Annotated in this window: 15 protein-coding genes; 9 read left to right on the plus strand and 6 right to left on the minus strand. The window is 75.5% G+C overall.

From position 1 onward, the window contains the following. The first annotated feature begins 37 nt into the window (after positions 1–37). The 7 genes from AB0I21_RS38130 (at position 38) to AB0I21_RS38160 (ending at position 9,773) form a co-directional block, all read left to right on the plus strand. The gene (locus AB0I21_RS38130; RefSeq protein ID WP_360568564.1) at positions 38–808 is read left to right on the plus strand and encodes an ATP-binding protein; all 771 of its coding nucleotides are present in this window, start codon (positions 38–40) and stop codon (positions 806–808) included. A gap of 207 nt (positions 809–1,015) precedes the next feature. Next, positions 1,016–1,369: a hypothetical protein gene (locus AB0I21_RS38135; RefSeq protein ID WP_360568565.1), complete on the plus strand. Its 354-nt coding sequence runs from the start codon at positions 1,016–1,018 to the stop codon at positions 1,367–1,369. A gap of 275 nt (positions 1,370–1,644) precedes the next feature. Then, entirely contained in the window at positions 1,645–5,691 is a 4,047-nt protein-coding gene (locus AB0I21_RS38140) for a Pls/PosA family non-ribosomal peptide synthetase (protein ID WP_360568566.1), read from the plus strand. A gap of 110 nt (positions 5,692–5,801) precedes the next feature. After that, the gene (locus AB0I21_RS38145; RefSeq protein ID WP_360568567.1) at positions 5,802–6,611 is read left to right on the plus strand and encodes an arginine deiminase-related protein; all 810 of its coding nucleotides are present in this window, start codon (positions 5,802–5,804) and stop codon (positions 6,609–6,611) included. Beyond that, entirely contained in the window at positions 6,608–7,363 is a 756-nt protein-coding gene (locus tag AB0I21_RS38150; protein ID WP_360568568.1) for a BPL-N domain-containing protein, read from the plus strand. Before AB0I21_RS38145 ends, AB0I21_RS38150 begins: the two co-directional genes overlap by 4 nt. Beyond that, the gene (locus AB0I21_RS38155; protein ID WP_360568569.1) at positions 7,360–9,009 is read left to right on the plus strand and encodes a heparan-alpha-glucosaminide N-acetyltransferase domain-containing protein; all 1,650 of its coding nucleotides are present in this window, start codon (positions 7,360–7,362) and stop codon (positions 9,007–9,009) included. The genes AB0I21_RS38150 and AB0I21_RS38155 overlap by 4 nt, the downstream gene beginning before the upstream one ends. Next, on the plus strand, positions 9,006–9,773 hold the full coding sequence (locus AB0I21_RS38160; RefSeq protein WP_360568570.1) for a BPL-N domain-containing protein: 768 nt from the start codon (positions 9,006–9,008) through the stop codon (positions 9,771–9,773). Before AB0I21_RS38155 ends, AB0I21_RS38160 begins: the two co-directional genes overlap by 4 nt. A 38-nt stretch (positions 9,774–9,811) precedes the next feature. On the opposite strand, the gene AB0I21_RS38165 is transcribed toward AB0I21_RS38160, so the two are convergent. Further along, positions 9,812–10,675, minus strand: coding sequence for a hypothetical protein (locus AB0I21_RS38165; RefSeq protein WP_360568571.1), 864 nt, complete (start codon positions 10,673–10,675; stop codon positions 9,812–9,814). Between the two features lie 122 nt (positions 10,676–10,797). Here AB0I21_RS38165 and AB0I21_RS38170 point away from each other — a divergent pair, with 122 nt between their 5' ends. Both AB0I21_RS38170 and AB0I21_RS38175 read left to right on the plus strand, forming a co-directional pair. Continuing rightward, on the plus strand, positions 10,798–11,829 hold the full coding sequence (locus AB0I21_RS38170; protein WP_360568572.1) for a cation diffusion facilitator family transporter: 1,032 nt from the start codon (positions 10,798–10,800) through the stop codon (positions 11,827–11,829). A 6-nt stretch (positions 11,830–11,835) separates the two neighbouring features. Continuing rightward, the gene (locus tag AB0I21_RS38175; RefSeq protein WP_344514640.1) at positions 11,836–12,177 is read left to right on the plus strand and encodes a metalloregulator ArsR/SmtB family transcription factor; all 342 of its coding nucleotides are present in this window, start codon (positions 11,836–11,838) and stop codon (positions 12,175–12,177) included. Here the strand turns inward: AB0I21_RS38175 and AB0I21_RS38180 are convergent. The 5 genes from AB0I21_RS38180 to AB0I21_RS38200 all read right to left on the minus strand — a co-directional run. After that, entirely contained in the window at positions 12,147–13,442 is a 1,296-nt protein-coding gene (locus tag AB0I21_RS38180; RefSeq protein WP_360568573.1) for an acyltransferase, read from the minus strand. The genes AB0I21_RS38175 and AB0I21_RS38180 overlap by 31 nt on opposite strands. A gap of 56 nt (positions 13,443–13,498) precedes the next feature. Further along, positions 13,499–13,870 carry a hypothetical protein gene (locus AB0I21_RS38185; protein WP_360568574.1) on the minus strand — a complete coding sequence of 124 codons (372 nt, stop codon included), beginning with the start codon at positions 13,868–13,870 and terminating at the stop codon, positions 13,499–13,501. 288 nt (positions 13,871–14,158) lie between these two features. Next, entirely contained in the window at positions 14,159–14,770 is a 612-nt protein-coding gene (locus tag AB0I21_RS38190) for a hypothetical protein (RefSeq protein WP_360568575.1), read from the minus strand. A 91-nt stretch (positions 14,771–14,861) separates the two neighbouring features. Continuing rightward, complete coding sequence (locus AB0I21_RS38195; protein ID WP_360568576.1) at positions 14,862–15,290, minus strand: S26 family signal peptidase; 429 nt, start codon at positions 15,288–15,290, stop codon at positions 14,862–14,864. Beyond that, positions 15,287–16,925, minus strand: a 1,639-nt coding sequence (locus AB0I21_RS38200; RefSeq protein WP_360568577.1) for an ABC transporter ATP-binding protein, incomplete at its 5' end; no start/stop codon positions are given. The genes AB0I21_RS38200 and AB0I21_RS38195, both read right to left, overlap by 4 nt.

Raw genomic sequence — 16,925 nt, forward strand, 5'->3', positions numbered from 1 at the left:
TCCGACCCAGCGGGATGGAAAGAGAAGTGGGGCGGCGGTGATCGAGTCGAGGGTGGGTCTGCGCAGCGACATCGAGCAGGGCACAGTCGAGGTCATCGTCGAGGGGGTGTGGGACGGGCGGGTCAAGACCGACCTCGCCACCGCGGTGCGGAAGGGCCTCGCTGAGCATCCAAGGGCGCTGCTGCTGAACCTGACGGCGGTCGAGCAGCCCAACCCCGCGCTCGTCGGCGCGGTCCTCCTGGCCGAGCGGCACAGCGGCTCCATCCGGCCGCCGGTCCCGCTGGTGCTCGTGGCATCCGACGCCGCCAGGCGCAAGCTGGCCGCCTCCGGGCTCGAGACACGGATCCCGATCTACACCACCATGGCCGCGGCGCAGGACGCGCTCAGCCACAGGACGCCGCCGTTCGGCCGGGTCAGGCTCGACCTGCAGCCGGAGGCCATGGCGCCGTCGACGGCGCGGTCGTTCATCGGTGACACGGTCCTTGCCTGGGACCTGCGCGCGCTGCTGCACCCGGCCCGGGCGATCATCTCGGAGCTCGTGACCAACGCCGTGCAGCACGCGCGGACGCCGTTCACCGTGACCGCCTCCCGCCGCTGGGACCTGCTGCATCTCGCGGTCGAGGACGGCGATCCGGCGCTGCCCCGCATGATCAGGCCGGTGCAGCGCGAGGATGTGCCGCTGGACGTCCGGGGCCTCGGGCTCGGGATCGTCGCGCGGTCGGCGCGCGCCTGGGGGGCGACGCGGACCGCGGCGGGCAAGGTGATCTGGGCGACCCTGGCGACGGTGCCGACGCAGCGCCGGACCTGAGCACGGGCCGGTAGCCCGCTCGGCGGATGCGCGGCGCCGAGGGGCGATGCGCGGCCCGCACGCAGACCAGCACGACTCCGGCGACCGGCCCGTCCGCCCACCCGCTCGCCCGTCCGTGAAGGTCGTGGCGCCGGCGGGCCGGATCACGCCGCCCGAGACCAGCACGACTCCGGCGACCGGCCCGTCCGCCCACCCGCTCGCCCGTCCGTGAAGGTCGTGGCGCCGGCGGGCCGGATCACGCCGCCCGAGACCAGCACGACTCCGGCGACCGGCCCGTCCGCCCACTCGCCCGCCCGTGAAGGTCGTGGCGCCGGCGGGCCGGATCACGCCGCCCGACTCCGTCCGAAGTGGATCGGCGCCGCGCTGGTGCTGCTCGCCGCCACGGACCCGCCGCACCTGGTGCAGGCGTCCGGGATCGACCCCCGGCACGCCGGCTTCCCCGCACCGCGAACCCGGGTCGCGTGCCCCGGTGAGGCGACGTGTGACGCGCGCAGGGCGCCTCGGCCCACCGTCGCGGCCGCTGAGGGTGGGGGCGGCGCGCCGTGGGTGGTCTCGTGGTGAGAACTGACCGACGCCGCTCCCGTGACCTGAACCGGGGCGGCAATCTGGGGATGCGGTGCCCACCCAGGTGCCGCTGCCTCCGTTGGACCGCACCCGGTCACGCTGTGGCACGGCACGCCCCGGGTCCCGCCCCCGGCGCGCCCCCGTTCATGACTGTCGCTGAGACCCGCGGCCGGTCCCACACCGGCCGCGGTGCCCCGCTGCGCCTTGGCGGCAGCCGCGCCGCTGGCCCGCACCTGTGCCGCGGCGGCATCAGCAGAGATAGGGCTGAAATTTTGATCCAGGCAACCACCAGGACGACCGCGCCGCCGTCCCGGCAGCACGAGCTCACGGCGCGCCGCCTGCACCAAGTGTTCGAGACCGCGTGCGACCGCACCCCCACCGCCGTCGCGCTGGAATGCGACGGGATCCGCCTCACCTACCAGGACCTCGACGAGCGCGCCAACCGGCTCGCGCACCGGCTGCGCGGCCTCGGCATCCGCGGCGGCGCCCGGACGGCGATCCTGCTGCAGCGCTCCGTCGCGACGTACGTGGCGCTGCTCGCCGTCGGCAAGGCCGGCGGGGCGTTCGTGCCGATCGACCCGGAGTCGCCCGCCGACCGGGTCGCCTACATCGCCGAGGACTCGGCGATCGCGCTGCTGCTGACGTCGGCGGAGCTCGCCGACCGCGCCGAGGGGCTGCCCTGCCCGGTGCTGCGCGTCGACAGCACCGGCGGCCCCGAGGAGACCGCGGAGACCGGCGGGGACGGCGCCGCCGAGGCACCCGCACTCCGACCGGAGCCGGACGCCGCCGGCGACCCCGCCGCGTACATCATCTACACCTCGGGCTCCAGCGGCCGCCCGAAGGGCGTGGAGGTGGCCCAGTCCAGCATCTGCAACTTCCTCGACGTCGTGCCGGGGGTGTACGACGTGCGCCCCGGCGACCGGGTCTACCAGGGCATGACGATCGCCTTCGACTTCTCGATCGAGGAGATCTGGCCTACGTGGTCCGTCGGCGCCACCCTCGTCGCCGGGCCGACCGACTCGCGGCGCTTCGGCGCCGAGCTCGCCGACTTCCTCGACTCGTCCGGCATCACCGTCCTGTACTGCGTGCCGACCCTGCTGGCGACGATCCCCCGGGAGCTGCCCCGCATCCGCAGCGTCCTCGTCGGCGGGGAGGCCTGCCCCGGCCAGCTCGTCGAGCGGTGGAGCCGGCCGGGCCGGCGCATCCTCAACACCTACGGGCCGACCGAGGCGACCGTCACCGCGACCTGGTGCGAGCTGCTGCCCGGGCGGATCGTCACCATCGGCCGGCCGCTGCCCACCTACAGCGTCGTGCTGCTGGACGAGCAGCGCCGGCCGGTCCGCGACGGCGAGGTCGGCGAGATCTGCATCGGCGGCCCCGGCGTCGCCCGCGGCTACGTCGGCCGGCCCGAGCTGACCGCCGACCGGTTCGTCGAGCACCCACTCGCACCGCCCGGATCGCGCCTGTACCGCACCGGCGACCTCGGCCGGCTCACCGCCGACGGCGAGGTCGAGTACCTCGGCCGCGCCGACGCCGAGGTCAAGATCCGCGGCCACCGGGTCGACCTCGGCGAGATCGAGAGCGTGCTGCTGGAGGACCCCGGCGTGAGCGAGGCGGTCGTGGCCCTCGCCCCGATCGGCGACGCCCCCGACGCGCCCAAGGAGCTCGCCGCCTACATCGTCTGCCTGGCACCCGACGGTGCCGCGGACGGGTCGCTGGTGCCCCACCTGTTCGAGCAGCTGCAGGAGCGCCTGCCCGGGTACATGGTGCCGGCGTACCTCGACGTGGTCGAGGCGCTGCCCGCCATGCCGAGCGGCAAGGTCGACCGCAAGCGGCTGCCGGCCCCGGTGCACCGGCGCCCCGCCCGCGGCACCGTCGTCGCCGCCGACACCGACCTCGAGGAGCAGGTCCGCGCGGTGTGGGCCGAGGCGTTCGGACTGGAACCGCAGGCCCTGTCGGTCGAGGCGCACTTCTTCGACGACCTGGGCGGGCACTCGCTGCTCGCCGCACGGGTCGTGTCGCTGCTGCGCACGCGCGGCATCGGCGCCAGCCCCGCCGTGCGCGACCTGTACAGCAACCCGACGGTGCGCGGCCTGGCCGGCCGGCTCGCCGCGCCCGTGACCGGGCTGGCCGCGCCGCGCCGCCCGGCGCCGCTGCGCCACGGCAGCCGCCGCATCGCGGCCGCCGGCGCCGGCCAGGCGCTCGTCATCTACCTGCTGGTGCTGCTCATCACGCTGCCGGTGTCCTATGTGTACACCTGGAACAACGGCCGCGTGTCCGTCGAGGTCCTCGCCCAGCTGATGATGGCGATCCTGGTGAGCTACCTCGGCGTGCGCTGGATCGTGCCGGTCCTGCTCGCCCGGCCGGTCGCGGCAGGCATCCGCCCCGGCCGGTACCGACTATGGGGCCCGACCTACGTGCGGCTGTGGATGCTCGACCTGCTGCTGGCGCTCGGGCCGATGACCGTGCTCAGCGGCTCGCCGCTGATGGCGGTGTACCTGCGGCTGCTCGGCGCCCGCGTCGGCGCCCGGACCACGATCGCGACCAGCTCGATCGGCGTCCCCACCATGATCGAGATCGAGTCCGACGCCACCGTCGGCTACGGCGTGTCGATGCGGCCGTGGCGGGTCGAGCACGGCTGGGTCGTCGTCGAGCCGATCACGGTCGCGCGGCACGCGTTCGTGGGCGCCAACGCCGTGCTCGAGCCGGGCTCGTCGGTGCGGTCCGGCGCCGGGCTCGGCGAGCAGTCCGTGCTCGAGCAGGGCGAGACCGTGCCGCCCGGCGCGCGGTGGGCGGGCTCCCCGGCGGCGCCCGTCGACGCGCTGTGCTCGACGGTGGAGGTCATGCTGGCGGCCAAGGGCCGCCGCCAGAACTGGCACCCGAAGCACCTGCTCGCCGCCGGCCTCGGTGCCGTCGGCCTCGAGCTGAGCGCCATCGCGACCGTCGTGCCCAGCGTGGTCCTCGTCTGGTGGGCGCTGCTGAAGTGGGGGCTGCTCGCCGGTCTCGTCGCCACCGTCCCCGCCGGGCCGCTCTACGTGCTGACCACCTGCGCGGTCATCGCGGGCGGCAAACGCCTCGTGCTGCGGCACGCCCCGGCCGGCATCCACCCGGCCCGCTCCGGCCTCGGCGTCCGCAAGTGGATCGCCGACAAGCTGCTGGAGTTCAGCCTGCTGTTCACCAACTCGCTGTACTCCACGCTGTACACGGTGCCGTGGCTGCGGCTGCTCGGCGCCCGCGTCGGGCGGGGTGCCGAGGTGTCCACCGCCGCGCACCTCGACCCGGACCTGCTCACCCTCGACCCGGACAGCTTCGTGGCCGACATGGCCAGCGTCGGCGCCGCCACGTTCGCCAACGGGCGGATGGCGCTGCTGCCGACCAGGGTCGGGCACCGGGCGTTCGTCGGCAACGCGGCGTTCGTGCCGGCCGGCACCACCCTCGGCGCCGGCAGCCTCGTCGGCGTGCAGACCCTGCCGCCGGACGAGGACGTCCCCGACGGCACCTCGTGGCTCGGCTCGCCCGCGATGCACCTGCCGCGGCGGCAGAGCAGCGGCACGTTCTCCGAGCAGGAGACGTTCCGCCCGCCGCGGCAGGTGGTGGCGCACCGCCTCGCCGTCGAGTTCGCCCGCGCGACCGTGCCCGCCTCGCTGCTGGGCATGAGCGTCTACCTGTACCTGTGGGTGCTGTCGGCGCTGGCCCGCGGCCGTGACCTGCCGGTGCCGGCGCTGGTCTCCCCGCTGGTCGTCATGGCCGCGGGCGCCGCCGTGATCGGGTGCTGCGCGGCCACGAAACGCAGCATCATCGGCGCCTACCGGCCCAGGGTCGAGCCGCTGTGGAGCACGTTCGTGCGGCGCACCGAGTTCGTCACCGGGCTGTACGAGGCCGCGGCGATCCCGGCCGGGGTCGGCATGCTCGTCGGCACCCCGTTCCTGCCGCCGGTGCTGCGCTGGTTCGGCGCCCGCATCGGCCGGCGCACCTGGATCGGCACCACGTACCTGACCGAGTTCGACCTGGTCGAGATCGGCGACGACGCCGCGGTCGGCGCCGAGGTGTCGCTGCAGACGCACCTGTTCGAGGACCGGGTGATGAAGATGTCCGTCGTCACCGTCGGCGCCGGCGCCAGCATCGGCACCCGGGCGATCGTGCTGTACGACGCCGTCGTCGGCGACGGCGTGTCGCTCGGCTCGCTGTCGCTGCTCATGAAGGGCGAACACCTCACGCCCGGCAGCCGATGGCGTGGCATCCCCGCACAGGGCGTCGCCACCCTCCCGGCACCGGCCACCCTCCCGGCACCGGCCACCCTCCCGGCCCTCGCCGCCTGAACCGTCCGCCGTCCGGCCCGCACCGGCGCCCGCCGTCCGCGTGCCTGCCGGTCGCGTGCGCACCGCCCGCTTCGCAAGATTCCGTCACACATCAAGGAGGACACCGCCCCATGAACACCGAACTGCTCGTCTCCGACGCCACCCACTTCCGCATCGACTACGAGATCAACCCGTACATGCACACCGACGTGCAACCCGACCCGGCCGCGGCCAACGCCGAGCACGACGCGATCGTCGCCGCGCACCTGGCCGCCGGCCGCCTCGTCGAGTACATCCCCGCCGCGCCCGAGTGCCCGGACATGGTGTTCACCGCGAACGCCGCGGTGGTCCGCGGCGAGCGGGCCGTGCTGGGCTTCCCGCCGCCGGAACGCAAGGCGGAGGTGTCGTACTTCGAGGAGTGGCTGGTCGACCGCGGCTACGAGGTGGTCGAGGCGCCGTTCCCGTTCAGCGGCCAGGGCGACGCCCTCGCCTGCGGCGACCTGCTGCTTGCCGGCCACGGGCAGCGCACCGACCAGCGCATGCACGCCGTCCTGGCCAAGGAGCTCGACTACGACGTGATCCCGCTGCGCACCGTCGGCCCGCGTTGGTACGACCTCGACCTGGCCATCGCCGTCATCGACCCGCACACGCTGGCGTACTGCCCGCTGGCGCTCGACGAGCCGAGCCGCGGCAGCCTGCGCGCGCTGGGGCTGGACCTGATCGAGGTCGGCCTCGACGAGGCGTCCCGCCTCGCGCTCAACCTGATCAGCGACGGCCGCACCGTGACGATGACCCGCGGGGTGCCGCGCCTGGCCGCCGCGCTGCGCGAGCGGAAGCTGCACGTGGTCGAGCTCGACACGACCCAGCTCGCCAAGGGCGGCGGCGGTGTGCGGTGCACCGCCCTGACCCTGGACAACCCGCCGCGACAGGGGTCGCGGTGATCGCATCCCGGCGCGTCCGGAGCACCGGCGCCGGGCGCGTCATGGCCGCGACGTGCCGCGTGCCGGCCGCGCAGCCCACGGGAGGGTCCGGCGGGGCGCTGGTGGCGCTGGTGTACCGCGGGCCGGCGTCCCTGCCCGGCTGCCCCGAGGCGGTGGCCGAGCTGCTGCGCGGCAGCCGCTGGGGCTTCGACGTGCGCTTCGTCGGCCCCGGCGAGGACGTGCAGGTGTCGGCGCGCGCCCTGTCCGGCGCGGTCCTGTACGCGCAGCCCGGCGGCGGCCTGCTCTCGCACGGCTACCGCCACCTGCGCCGGCACCGCGCCGCGATCCGCGAGTTCGTGCACGACGGCGGGCGGTATCTCGGCTTCTGCCTCGGCGGGTACCTGGCCGGCGCGACCCCCGGCTTCGGCCTGCTGCCGGGGGACACCGACCAGTACATCGCCTCGGCCGCCGCCACCGTCGTCGAGCCGCACGACACGCTCGTCGAGGTCGCGTGGCGGGGCCGCGCCCGGACGCTGTTCTTCCAGGACGGCCCGTACTTCTGGGTGCGGCCCGACGCCGGTGCGACGGTCGTCGCCACGTACCCCAACGGCACCGTCGCCGCGCTCGTCGCCGGCTTCGGGGCAGGCCGGGTCGGGGTCGTCGGCCCCCACCCGGAGGCGACCGGCGACTGGTACGCCGATGCCGGGCTGCACGTCGACCGGCTCGGCGTCGACCTGGGCCTCGACCTGGTGGACGCGGTGATGACGACATGACCGCTGTGCAGCGCAGCGCGGGGGACGGCGCGGTGCGCCCCGGCGACCTGGTGGAGCCCGCGCCGCCCGCGCGAGCCGCGGCGCCACGCACCCGGCAACGGCTCATCGGCATCGACGCCGCCCGGGGTGTGGCGCTGCTCGGCATGATCACCCTGCACGCGCTGTGGGAGTCCGACGCGGCAGGCAACCCGACCTGGTCGGACAGAGCGTTCAGCGGGCGGGCGGCGGCGGCCTTCGCGCTGCTCGCCGGCGTCGGCATCGCGTTCGTGTCCGGCCGGCGACGGGTTCCGGCGGCCGACCGTCCCGCCGTTGCCGCCGGGATGGCAGCCCGGGCTGTCGCCATCGGTGTGGTCGGATTCCTGGTCTGCGCCGCCGACACGACGCTCAAGGCGGTGATCCTGCCGTACCTGGCGGTGGTGTTCCTGCTGGCGATCCCGCTGGTGTTCCTGCGCACCTGGACCGTCGCCGTGGTGGGGCTGCTCCTGGCGACCGCGGGCCCGGTCGGCAACTACTTCCTGCTGCCACGGCTGCCGGAGCCGGAGCTCGGCAACCCGTCGTTCATACGGCTCGTCCAGGACCCGATCGGGATGCTCACCGAGCTGACGTTCACCGGCTTCTACCCGTCGCCGACCTGGCTGGCGTACGTGTGCGTCGGCATCGTCATCGGGCGGCAGGACCTGAGCCGGCGACGGTTCGCCGCCCTGCTGCTGGCCGTCGGCACGGCCGTCGCCGTCGCGGCGCACACGGCCTCCACGCTGCTGCTGCACCGCTACGGGGGGCTGGCCCACATCTGGGCCGCGCAGCCGCGCGGCGACCTGACGGCGGCGCAGACGACCGAGCTGCTCAAGTTCGGCGGCAACGGCAACGTACCGTCCAACACGTGGTGGTGGCTGGCGGTCGACACCGCGCACACGGGCACGCCGCCCGAGATGTTCGGCGCCGCCGGCTGCGCCGTCGCGGTGCTGGGCCTGATGCTGCTCGCCGCGCACGTCACCCACCGGGTGCTGGGGCCGGTGTGCACGGTCATCCTGGTGGCGCTGGCCTCGGCCGGCAGCATGACGCTGACCTTCTACTCCGCGCACATCCTGTTCATCAACTCGGATTTCGACACGTACAGCGCCGGGAACGGCTGTCTCGTGCAGGTCGTCGGCGCGTTGCTGATCGGCCTCGCGGTCAGGGGAACGGTCGGCCGCGGCCCGCTGGAGGCGGCCGTCGCGGCGCTGGCCAACCGCGCCCGGCGGTTGACCACGTCCCGCGGCGCGGTCCGGGTCGCCGCCACCATCAGAGCTACCGCCACCATCCCGGTCCAGGCCTCGCCGGCGCCGGTCTCGGCTGTGCCGGCGGCTTCGGCACCGGCGTTGGCGCCGGCACCGGCTTCGGCGCCGGCGAAGTCCCCGGAATCCTCGACGGATTCGACGACGGCGTCGGCGGCGCAGGCACCGGCTGCGACGGCGTCCGAAGGGTCGGGGTCCGGTGGACCGGCGCCTGATGGCTCGGCGTCAGGTAGGTCAGGGGCAGATGGCCCGGGGTCAGGTGGGCCGGCGCCGCGGCGGGCGCAGCGACGGCCGCATGGGCCCGGCGACGGCCGCCGCCGCACCGTCCGGCGGCGGGCGCAACCCGGGGCCGGGCAGGGCGGCGGCCGGTGAACCGGCGGCGGTTCCTGCTCGGCGCGGGCGCCGCCGCCGGTGTCCTTGCCGCGCTCGGCGGGGCGGCCGGCACCGGGTACATGATGCTGTCCGGCGACCGGCCGCTCGCCCTCGTCTACCGCGGCCCGGCCGCCTGCGCGGGCTGCTCCGAGGCGGTCGCGGCCCTGTTGCGCGGCGCGCCGAGCGGGTTCCGGACCGAGTTCTGCGGCCCCGGCGAGCAGGTGGCGCTGTCCGCGGACTCGCTCGCCGGGGCCAGCGTGTACGCGCAGCCCGGCGGCGGCGACGTCCGCCAGGCGTGGCGCCGCCTGCGCGGGCACGCCGAGGAGGTCCGCGGCTTCGTGCACGGCGGCGGCAACTATCTCGGGTTCTGCCTGGGCGCCTACCTCGCCGCCGCCGACCCCGGCTTCGGCCTGCTGGCCGGGGTCGGCGTCGAGGGGTACATCTACAGCGCCGAGGCGACGGTCCACGACCAGGACGACACCGTCGTCGGCGTCGACTGGCGGGGCCGGCGGCGGCACATGTTCTTCCAGGACGGCGCGCTGTTCCGCCCCAAGCCGGGCACGCCGGCGACGGTTCTGGCCACGTACGACACCGGCGGCGCCGCGGCCGTCGTCACCGGCTACGGCTCCGGGCGCGTCGGGCTGGTCGGCCCGCACCCGGAGGCGGACCAGTCCTGGTACGACGACGCCGGCCTCGCCAACCCCGACGGCATCCGGTTCGACCTCGGCCACGACCTGATCGAGAGCACCCTGCGCCGGGACTGATCCGCCGCCGCGCCATCGACCCGCGCCGGCGGGGGGCATCAGGAGCCGCCGCCACCGCCGGCGATGTCGGGGGAGCGGGACGCCGGGCGGAACGCCGCCGCGATCCGGTCGGCCATGGTGCCGATCGCCCGGCGGTTCGCCGTGTCCTGCTGTGCCGTGTCCGGCTTCGCTGTGTCCTGCTGTGCCGTGTCCGGCTTCGCCGTGTCCTGCTGTGGTGTGGACGGCTCGCACCACGGCAGCCCGTCGACCCATGACGGTGGGTGCGCGCCGGCCGGCCGGTGCTGGACCGTGCCGAAGGCCACGTGGTCGGCCAGGCTTCCGCCGTGCGCGCGGCACCGCTCGGCGCGGTCGAGCACCTCGGCGGCCGCGGCCCGGCCCCGCGCGGTCAGCCGCGGCCCGGTCAGCAGGCGGCGGACGACGAGGTACAGGCCGGCCGCGGTCGGCACGCCGATGGCCGCCGCGGTGGCCGCCGTGCCCGGGCCCTCGGCGAGCGCCGCACCGGCGACGACGCCCGTCACCGCCACCACCAGGGTGGCCAGGGTGCCGCGCAGCTGGTCCCATGCCGGCGGCACGGTCTGCCAGAGCCCCGCCGTCTCGCCGCTTCGCCGGGCCCGCAGGTACAGCCTCCGGGCGGCGCCGGCGGCGGCGTGCCGGTGCAGCGACACCTCCCGCACCGGGCCGAACAGCTCACCGAGCAGCGCGGCGTCGGCCGCGCCGATCCTGGTCGCGGGGTCGCGCGCGTGCGACACGTCGACCGCCCACAACCCGGCCGGCTGCTCGTGCCAGCGCAGCGTCACCAGCCCACGCTCGGCCACGTCGACCAGCTGGGCGGCGACCGCCCGCCCGTCCAGCGGCCGCCCGGCCAGCTCGGCCAGCAGCTCGTCGCGGATCCGATCCGGCACGCGCCCTCCCGCCCCCGGTAGGCGCCCGATCGTATGCGGCAAGGTCAACGGCGGGTGGCAGTTGCCCACCGGTGGCAGTTGCAACGTTGTCGCGTGCGTACATGAGCACATAAAGTGGAGGCATGGGCGATCGGCACGAGCACGGGCACCACCCGGACTTCCGGTGGGCGGCGGCACGGCACCGGGTCGGGCATCTGCTGGCACCGCACTCGCACGACACCGCGGGCAGGGTCGACGGCGCATTGGAGACCTCGCGGGAAGGGATCCGCGCGCTGTGGGTCTCGCTGCTGGTGCTGGGGGCGACCGCCGCGATCCAGGTCGTGGTCGTGCTGGTGTCCGGGTCGGTGGCGCTGCTCGGCGACACGCTGCACAACATCGCCGACGCGCTGACCGCCGTGCCGCTCGGGGTGGCGTTCATCGTCGGGCGCCGGGTCGCCGATCGGCGGTACACCTACGGATACGGCCGCGGGGAGGACATCGCCGGCATCGTCATCGTGCTCACCATCGCCGCGTCGGCGGTCCTCGCCGGGCTGGAGGCCGTCGACCGGCTGTTCAACCCGGCCGCGGTGACCCACCTGCCGTGGGTGGCGGTCGCGGCCGTGACCGGTTTCGCGGGCAACGAGCTCGTCGCCCGGTATCGCATCCGCATCGGCCGGAGGATCGGCTCGGCGGCGCTCGTCGCGGACGGCTTGCACGCCCGCACCGACGGCTTCACCTCCCTCGCCGTGCTCCTCGGCGCCGGCGGCGTGGCCGTCGGCTGGCGGTGGGCCGACCCGGTCGTCGGCCTGGCCATCACCGTCGCGATCCTGTTCGTGCTCAAGGACGCGGCGCGGGAGGTGTACCGCCGGCTCATGGACGCCGTCGACCCCGCACTCGTGGACACCGCCGAGGCGACCCTCGCCGGCACGCCCGGCGTGCGGAGGGTCGCCGCGCTGCGGATGCGCTGGATCGGCCACCGGCTGCACGCGGAGACCGATCTCGTCGTGGCGGACACGCTGACGGTCGTCGAGGCGCACGCCATCGCCCTCGACGCCGAGCACCGGCTGCTGCACGCGGTGCCCCGCCTCACCGCGGCCACCATCCACACCGACCCCGACAGCGCCGACGCGCACGCCGCCGTCGCGCACCATCGCCGGGCCCCCGCGGTACCGTGAGTGCTCATGTACGCACCAGACGAAACCACGGTCGACTCGCCGACCGACGCGCAGGTCGCGACCGCGGTGACCGCGCTACGGATGCTGGCCGACCCGACCCGCCTGCGGCTGCTGTGGGTGCTGCGCGACGGCGAGCAGGACGTCAGCACCCTGACGGCGGCGGTCGGCGCCGCCCGCCCGGCGGTGTCGCAGCACCTGGCCAAGCTGCTGCTCGCGGGCCTGGTCCACACCCGGCGGGACGGCCGGCGGGTGCTCTACCGGGCGGCCGGCGGGCACGTCCGCCGGCTCGTGACCGAGGTGTTCCACGCGGCCGACCATCATCTGACCGGCGCGCCCGAGCACGACTGACGCCGCCGCCAGTGCTTCAGCGTCAGCGCGCGGCGTTCGACGAGATGCCATGACGCGTAGGCGACGGCGGCGGTGATCGTCAGGCTCAGTGCCGTGTAGGGCAGGTAGCCCCAGCGGTTGGCGCCGAACGTCGCCAGGAGCTGCTGGACGACGAAGCCGTAGATGTAGATGCCGTAGGAGTAGTCGTTGACGGCGCCGACGCGGCGCAGCCGCCGCGGTGCCCGGACCGCCGCCCACACCAGCAGATAGGCGAGGGTGGGGAAGCCGGCGACGAAGAACCCGCCCAGCAGGAGCGACGCGGCCAGGATCACGAGGCAGCCGGCGGCGAGGCCGTCGTGGATCGGGACGCGGTCGCGGTACAGCTCGATGGTGGCGCCGGTGAGGAACAGCGCGCCGAGGTAGATGAGCCACTGCACCGAGACGCTGCCGACCAGCGGCGGCACGATCGACCCGTAGTGCTGCGCCGGCGGCCCTTCCAAGGTCCAGCCGCGGATCTGGTCGGCGACGATGCAGCCGTACAGCCCGGCGGCGAACACCGGCACGAGCCACCGCGCCCGGCGCAGCACGGCCGTCACCGCGAGCACCGCGACGACCGCGTAGCAGGTGGACTCGTAGACGAGGGACCACAGCGCGCCGTCGAAGACGCTGTTGCCGCCGATCTCGCGGCCCCAGGGGGTGTCGGCGAGGAGGTCCTGGATGCCGTACTGGCGCACGCCGGTGAACCAGTTGCCGGCGACGTACTGCAGCGGCCCCTTCGGCCCGTCCCAGAACCCGGCGAGGGTGCCCCGCTGGTGCAGCGCGACGACCGGCGCGGCGACGAACGCGGTGACGAGCAGGCACACCCACAGGCCGGGCAGGATGCGCAGCGCGCGGTGCCAGGCGAACCGCCCGACGCTCGTGTGCGCGGCGGAGCGGGTGATGAGCAGTCCGGACAGGACGAAGAAGCCGAAGACCGCGAGCGTGCCGACGTTGGTCTGGGACCGGAACAGGCTCCGGCCGAGGTCCTCCCAGCCGAAGCCCAGCGACGTGGCGTGGGCGAGGACGACCGCGACGGCGAGGCCGAGGCGGATGGCGCCGATGCCGTTGTCGCGCCCGTCCCACCGCCCGGCGAGGCTGCCGTGGGCGAGGCGGTGTCCGCGCGGCGGGGCGGCGGCCGGTGTGTGGTGGTCGGTGTGGTCACCGGCGTGGGTTTCGGTGTGGGTTTCGGTGTGGGTTTCCGTGTCGGGGGCATGGTGCGGCGGCCGCCGGTCGGCGGTTGCGGGCATGTGGGAGCTCCAGGTGTGTGGCGTCGGTCAGGACACGTCGCGAGCGCCGTGTCGGCCTAGATCCGCCATACCTGGAGGTGCGACTGCCGAGGTTGCCCGGTGGCCCGGTCCGGGACCGCCGGTGGTGGTGGGGGTTCGGTGGCGACGCCGACCGGGACCGTGATGACGGTCGCGGAGCCGGTGGGCAGCTTCGGCTGCTGCGGGTACGCCGGCGCCCCGGCCGTGTGCAGCACGTTGTGGTGGTGCTGGTGGGAGTGCTCACCGGTGACGCCGTGATGGTCGTGCCCGGCCGGCGCCGCGTGGCCGTCGGGGTGCCCCTGCAGGAGGTGCGCCGACTGCGCGCTGGCCAGCGGCGCGAGCAGTAACGACAGGAGGAGCAGGAACGCCAGCCCGGCCCGTGCCGGCCACAACATCCACCACCGCCCCATGCCTCGGATGATGGCAGCCCGCCGGGCCGTGGCGGTGTCGGAGATCCGCCAGAACTCTTCGTGTTCACCCGTCCGTAACGGGCCGGTGCCCCCCGGGGTGGGGGCGCCGGCGGCGGCGCGTACGTGCGGCATCGGGCCTATTCCGCGGCGGTCGGCAGGAGCGGCAGCAGGGTCAGGGCGGCGCCGGGCACGACGGTGCCCCGGCGCAGAGCGGGTCGACGCATGGAGGCCTCTCGGGGTTTCCCGGGCACGGCGAAGCGACGCCCGGGCGGACGTTGGGAAACAGCGCTATGCGGGCGTTCCCGACGCCGGCGGGGCTCGGCCCGCCACCCGGAGCACGGACCAGACCGACTCGCCGCCGGCGGCCGCGCGCACGACGGCGCGCATCCGCACCGGCGGATCGGACCGCCGCGAGGCAGCCGCCGCGGCGGCGAGGCTGATGCGCCGCACGGCGCCGCGCCACAGCAGCGTGGCGAGCACGCCGGCGGCGCCGTGCACCGCCAGGCCGAGCAGCAGCACGACCGGCGGCGGCACCACGTGCGTGTCGGAGGCGGCCCAGGCGGCGGTCTCGGCCGCGAGGAACGCTCCGGTCGACCAGAGCCCGGCGGTGCGGGCCAGCCGCCGTTTGCGCGGCGCCGGCAGCCGCCCGCCGGACGCGAACGCCGCGGCGGTGACCGCGAGCAGCGACGTCGCGGTGAGGGCGAGCGCCACGACCACCGCGGCCAGCTCGGCCGCGTGGACGTGCGAGACACCGTCGGCCATGCCGTGCGCCGCAGCGTGCCGGTGCGCGAGCAGCCGCGACGTGACCAGGTGCGCGGTGCTCCAGCCGAGCGCGCCCGACGAGACCGCGGAGACGGCGACGAGCGCGCGACCCGCGTGCCGCTGGTCCGTCGCCCTCACCTCCCGCACCGTGTGGCCGCCGCCATCGTACGGGGAAGCCGCCGGCGCCCGCCGCAGCCGTTCGGCCGGACTGTGGTGGCCGGCCCGCGGGTCAGCGGGCGGAGGCGATGGTCCGCACGACCGTGGCGTGGACGGTGGCGAGCGGCGCCGGACCGAACAGCCTGGAGTCCAGGCCGGGACGGTCGCCGAGCACGACGACCATGCCGGGCGGGACCGGGCCCGGCGCCGCCGCCGGCACGTCCGGTGGGAGAGGGTCGCCCGGCACGGCGGCGACCCGCTTGACCAGCCACGGCGACGGCGCGGCCGGCGTGGGTCCACCGTGGACGACCTCGGCGCCGGGCGGTGGCGCGGCGGCGGCCGGGCGCCGCAGCACCACGATGTCGCCGCGGCGCGGCGTGCGGCCGGCCCGCCGGCGGGCCAGGACGAGGTCGCCGTCGTGCAGCGCGGGTTCCATGCTGCCGCCGTGCACCCTGACCACCAGCCACCAGGGGCGGAGGAAGACCCGCAGCACCCACGTCACGGCGCCGCCGGGTCCAGGTCGTAGCCGCTGGCCTGCAACCGGAACAGCGTCGCGTACGTGCCGCCGGCCGCCATCAGCGAGGCGTGCGTCCCCGTCTCGGCGATCCGCCCGTCGGCGAGGACCACGATGCGGTCGGCGTCGCGGACCGTGTTGAGCCGGTGGGAGACCAGCACGCTGGTGCGGCCGTCGCGGTGGGCGGCGATCGCCCGGTGGATGCGGTGCTCGGCGGCGGCGTCCAGCCCGGAGCTCGGCTCGTCCAGGATCAGCAGGTCCCGCCGCCCGCGCAGCAACGCCCTGGCCAGCGCCAGCCGCTGCCACTGCCCGCCGGACAGCAGCACCCCCTCCGGCCGGTCGTAGTCGACGAACGTGCGGGACAGCAGGGTGTCGTACCGGCCGGGCAGGGCCAGCAGCGTGTCGTGGATGCCGGCCCACGTCGCCGGTTCCGCGAGCCGGGACGGGTCGGTGTCCAGGGTGGTGCGTCCGTCGGTGTCGCCGAGCGCGATGTTCTCCGCGGCCGTCAGCTCGTAGCACATGAAGTCCTGGAAGACGGCCGCCACCCGCCGGCGGAGGTCCTCGACGGGCAGGTCGCGCAGGTCGACGCCGTCCCAGCGGATCGTGCCGCGGGTCGGGTCGTACAGGCGGCACAGCAGCTTCACCAGGGTGCTCTTGCCCGAGCCGTTCTCGCCGACGACCGCGACCGCGCACCCGGGCGGGACGGCGACGCTGACGCCACGCAGCACCCACGGATGCTCGTCGCCATAGCGGAACCACACGTCGTCCAGGACGATCCCGGTCTCGCCGGCGACCGGTCCACCCACCGCCGGCGCCGCCCCGGCGTCCGGTGGGGTGGCCAGCAGCGAGCGGTAGTGGTCGAACAGCAGCCCGGCATGATGGGCCAGCGCGAGGTACTGCACGCCGCCCGACAGCGCGGCCTGCACACCGGCGACCGCGAGGATCACGGCGCCGACGTCGCCGGCGCTGAGACGGCCCGCGGCGGCCGCGACGAGGGTCCAGGCGACCGCGGCGCCGGCGAACAGAGCCGACAGCGCCGCGAGGGACACCTGGCTGCCGAGCTCGGCGCGGTCCATCCGGCGGTGCCCGGCGTTGACGGTCCGCAGTTCGGTGAGCATCCGGTGGCGCAGCAGGTCGCCGGCGCCGAACAGCCGCACCTCCTTGGCGGCGCTGAGGTCGGTGAGCAGGTCGGTGTAGAACAGCTCCCGCCGCTCGGCCGGGCTGAGGCTGAAGGTGAGCGCGGCCCGGCGCCGGCTCAGCCGCAGCTCCGCGACCAGCGCCGGGACGGCCGCGGCGACGAGACCGGCGGCCAGCCACGGCGAGACGACGACGAGCGCGCCGGCCATGCCGGCGATCGTCACGACGGCCTGGGCGACGCCGAGGACGCTGTCGACGACCTGGCTCGGGCCGCCGTTCCCGGCCTGTTCGGCCATCCGCAGCCGGTCCCGGAACGCCGGGTCCTCGAGGGTCCGCAGCAGCGTGAACCGGCCGACGGCCGCGTACAGGCGGTCCTTGGCGATGACGGCGACGGCGCGGCCGAGCTCCGCCTGGACATAGCGCAGCACGGGCGGGCCGAGCGCGGCGAGCAGCCCGGCGGCGGCGAGCGCGGCGGCGACGGGGAGC

Source organism: Dactylosporangium sp. NPDC050588, assembly GCF_040654975.1.
Classification (GTDB): Bacteria; Actinomycetota; Actinomycetes; order Mycobacteriales; family Micromonosporaceae; genus Dactylosporangium; species Dactylosporangium maewongense.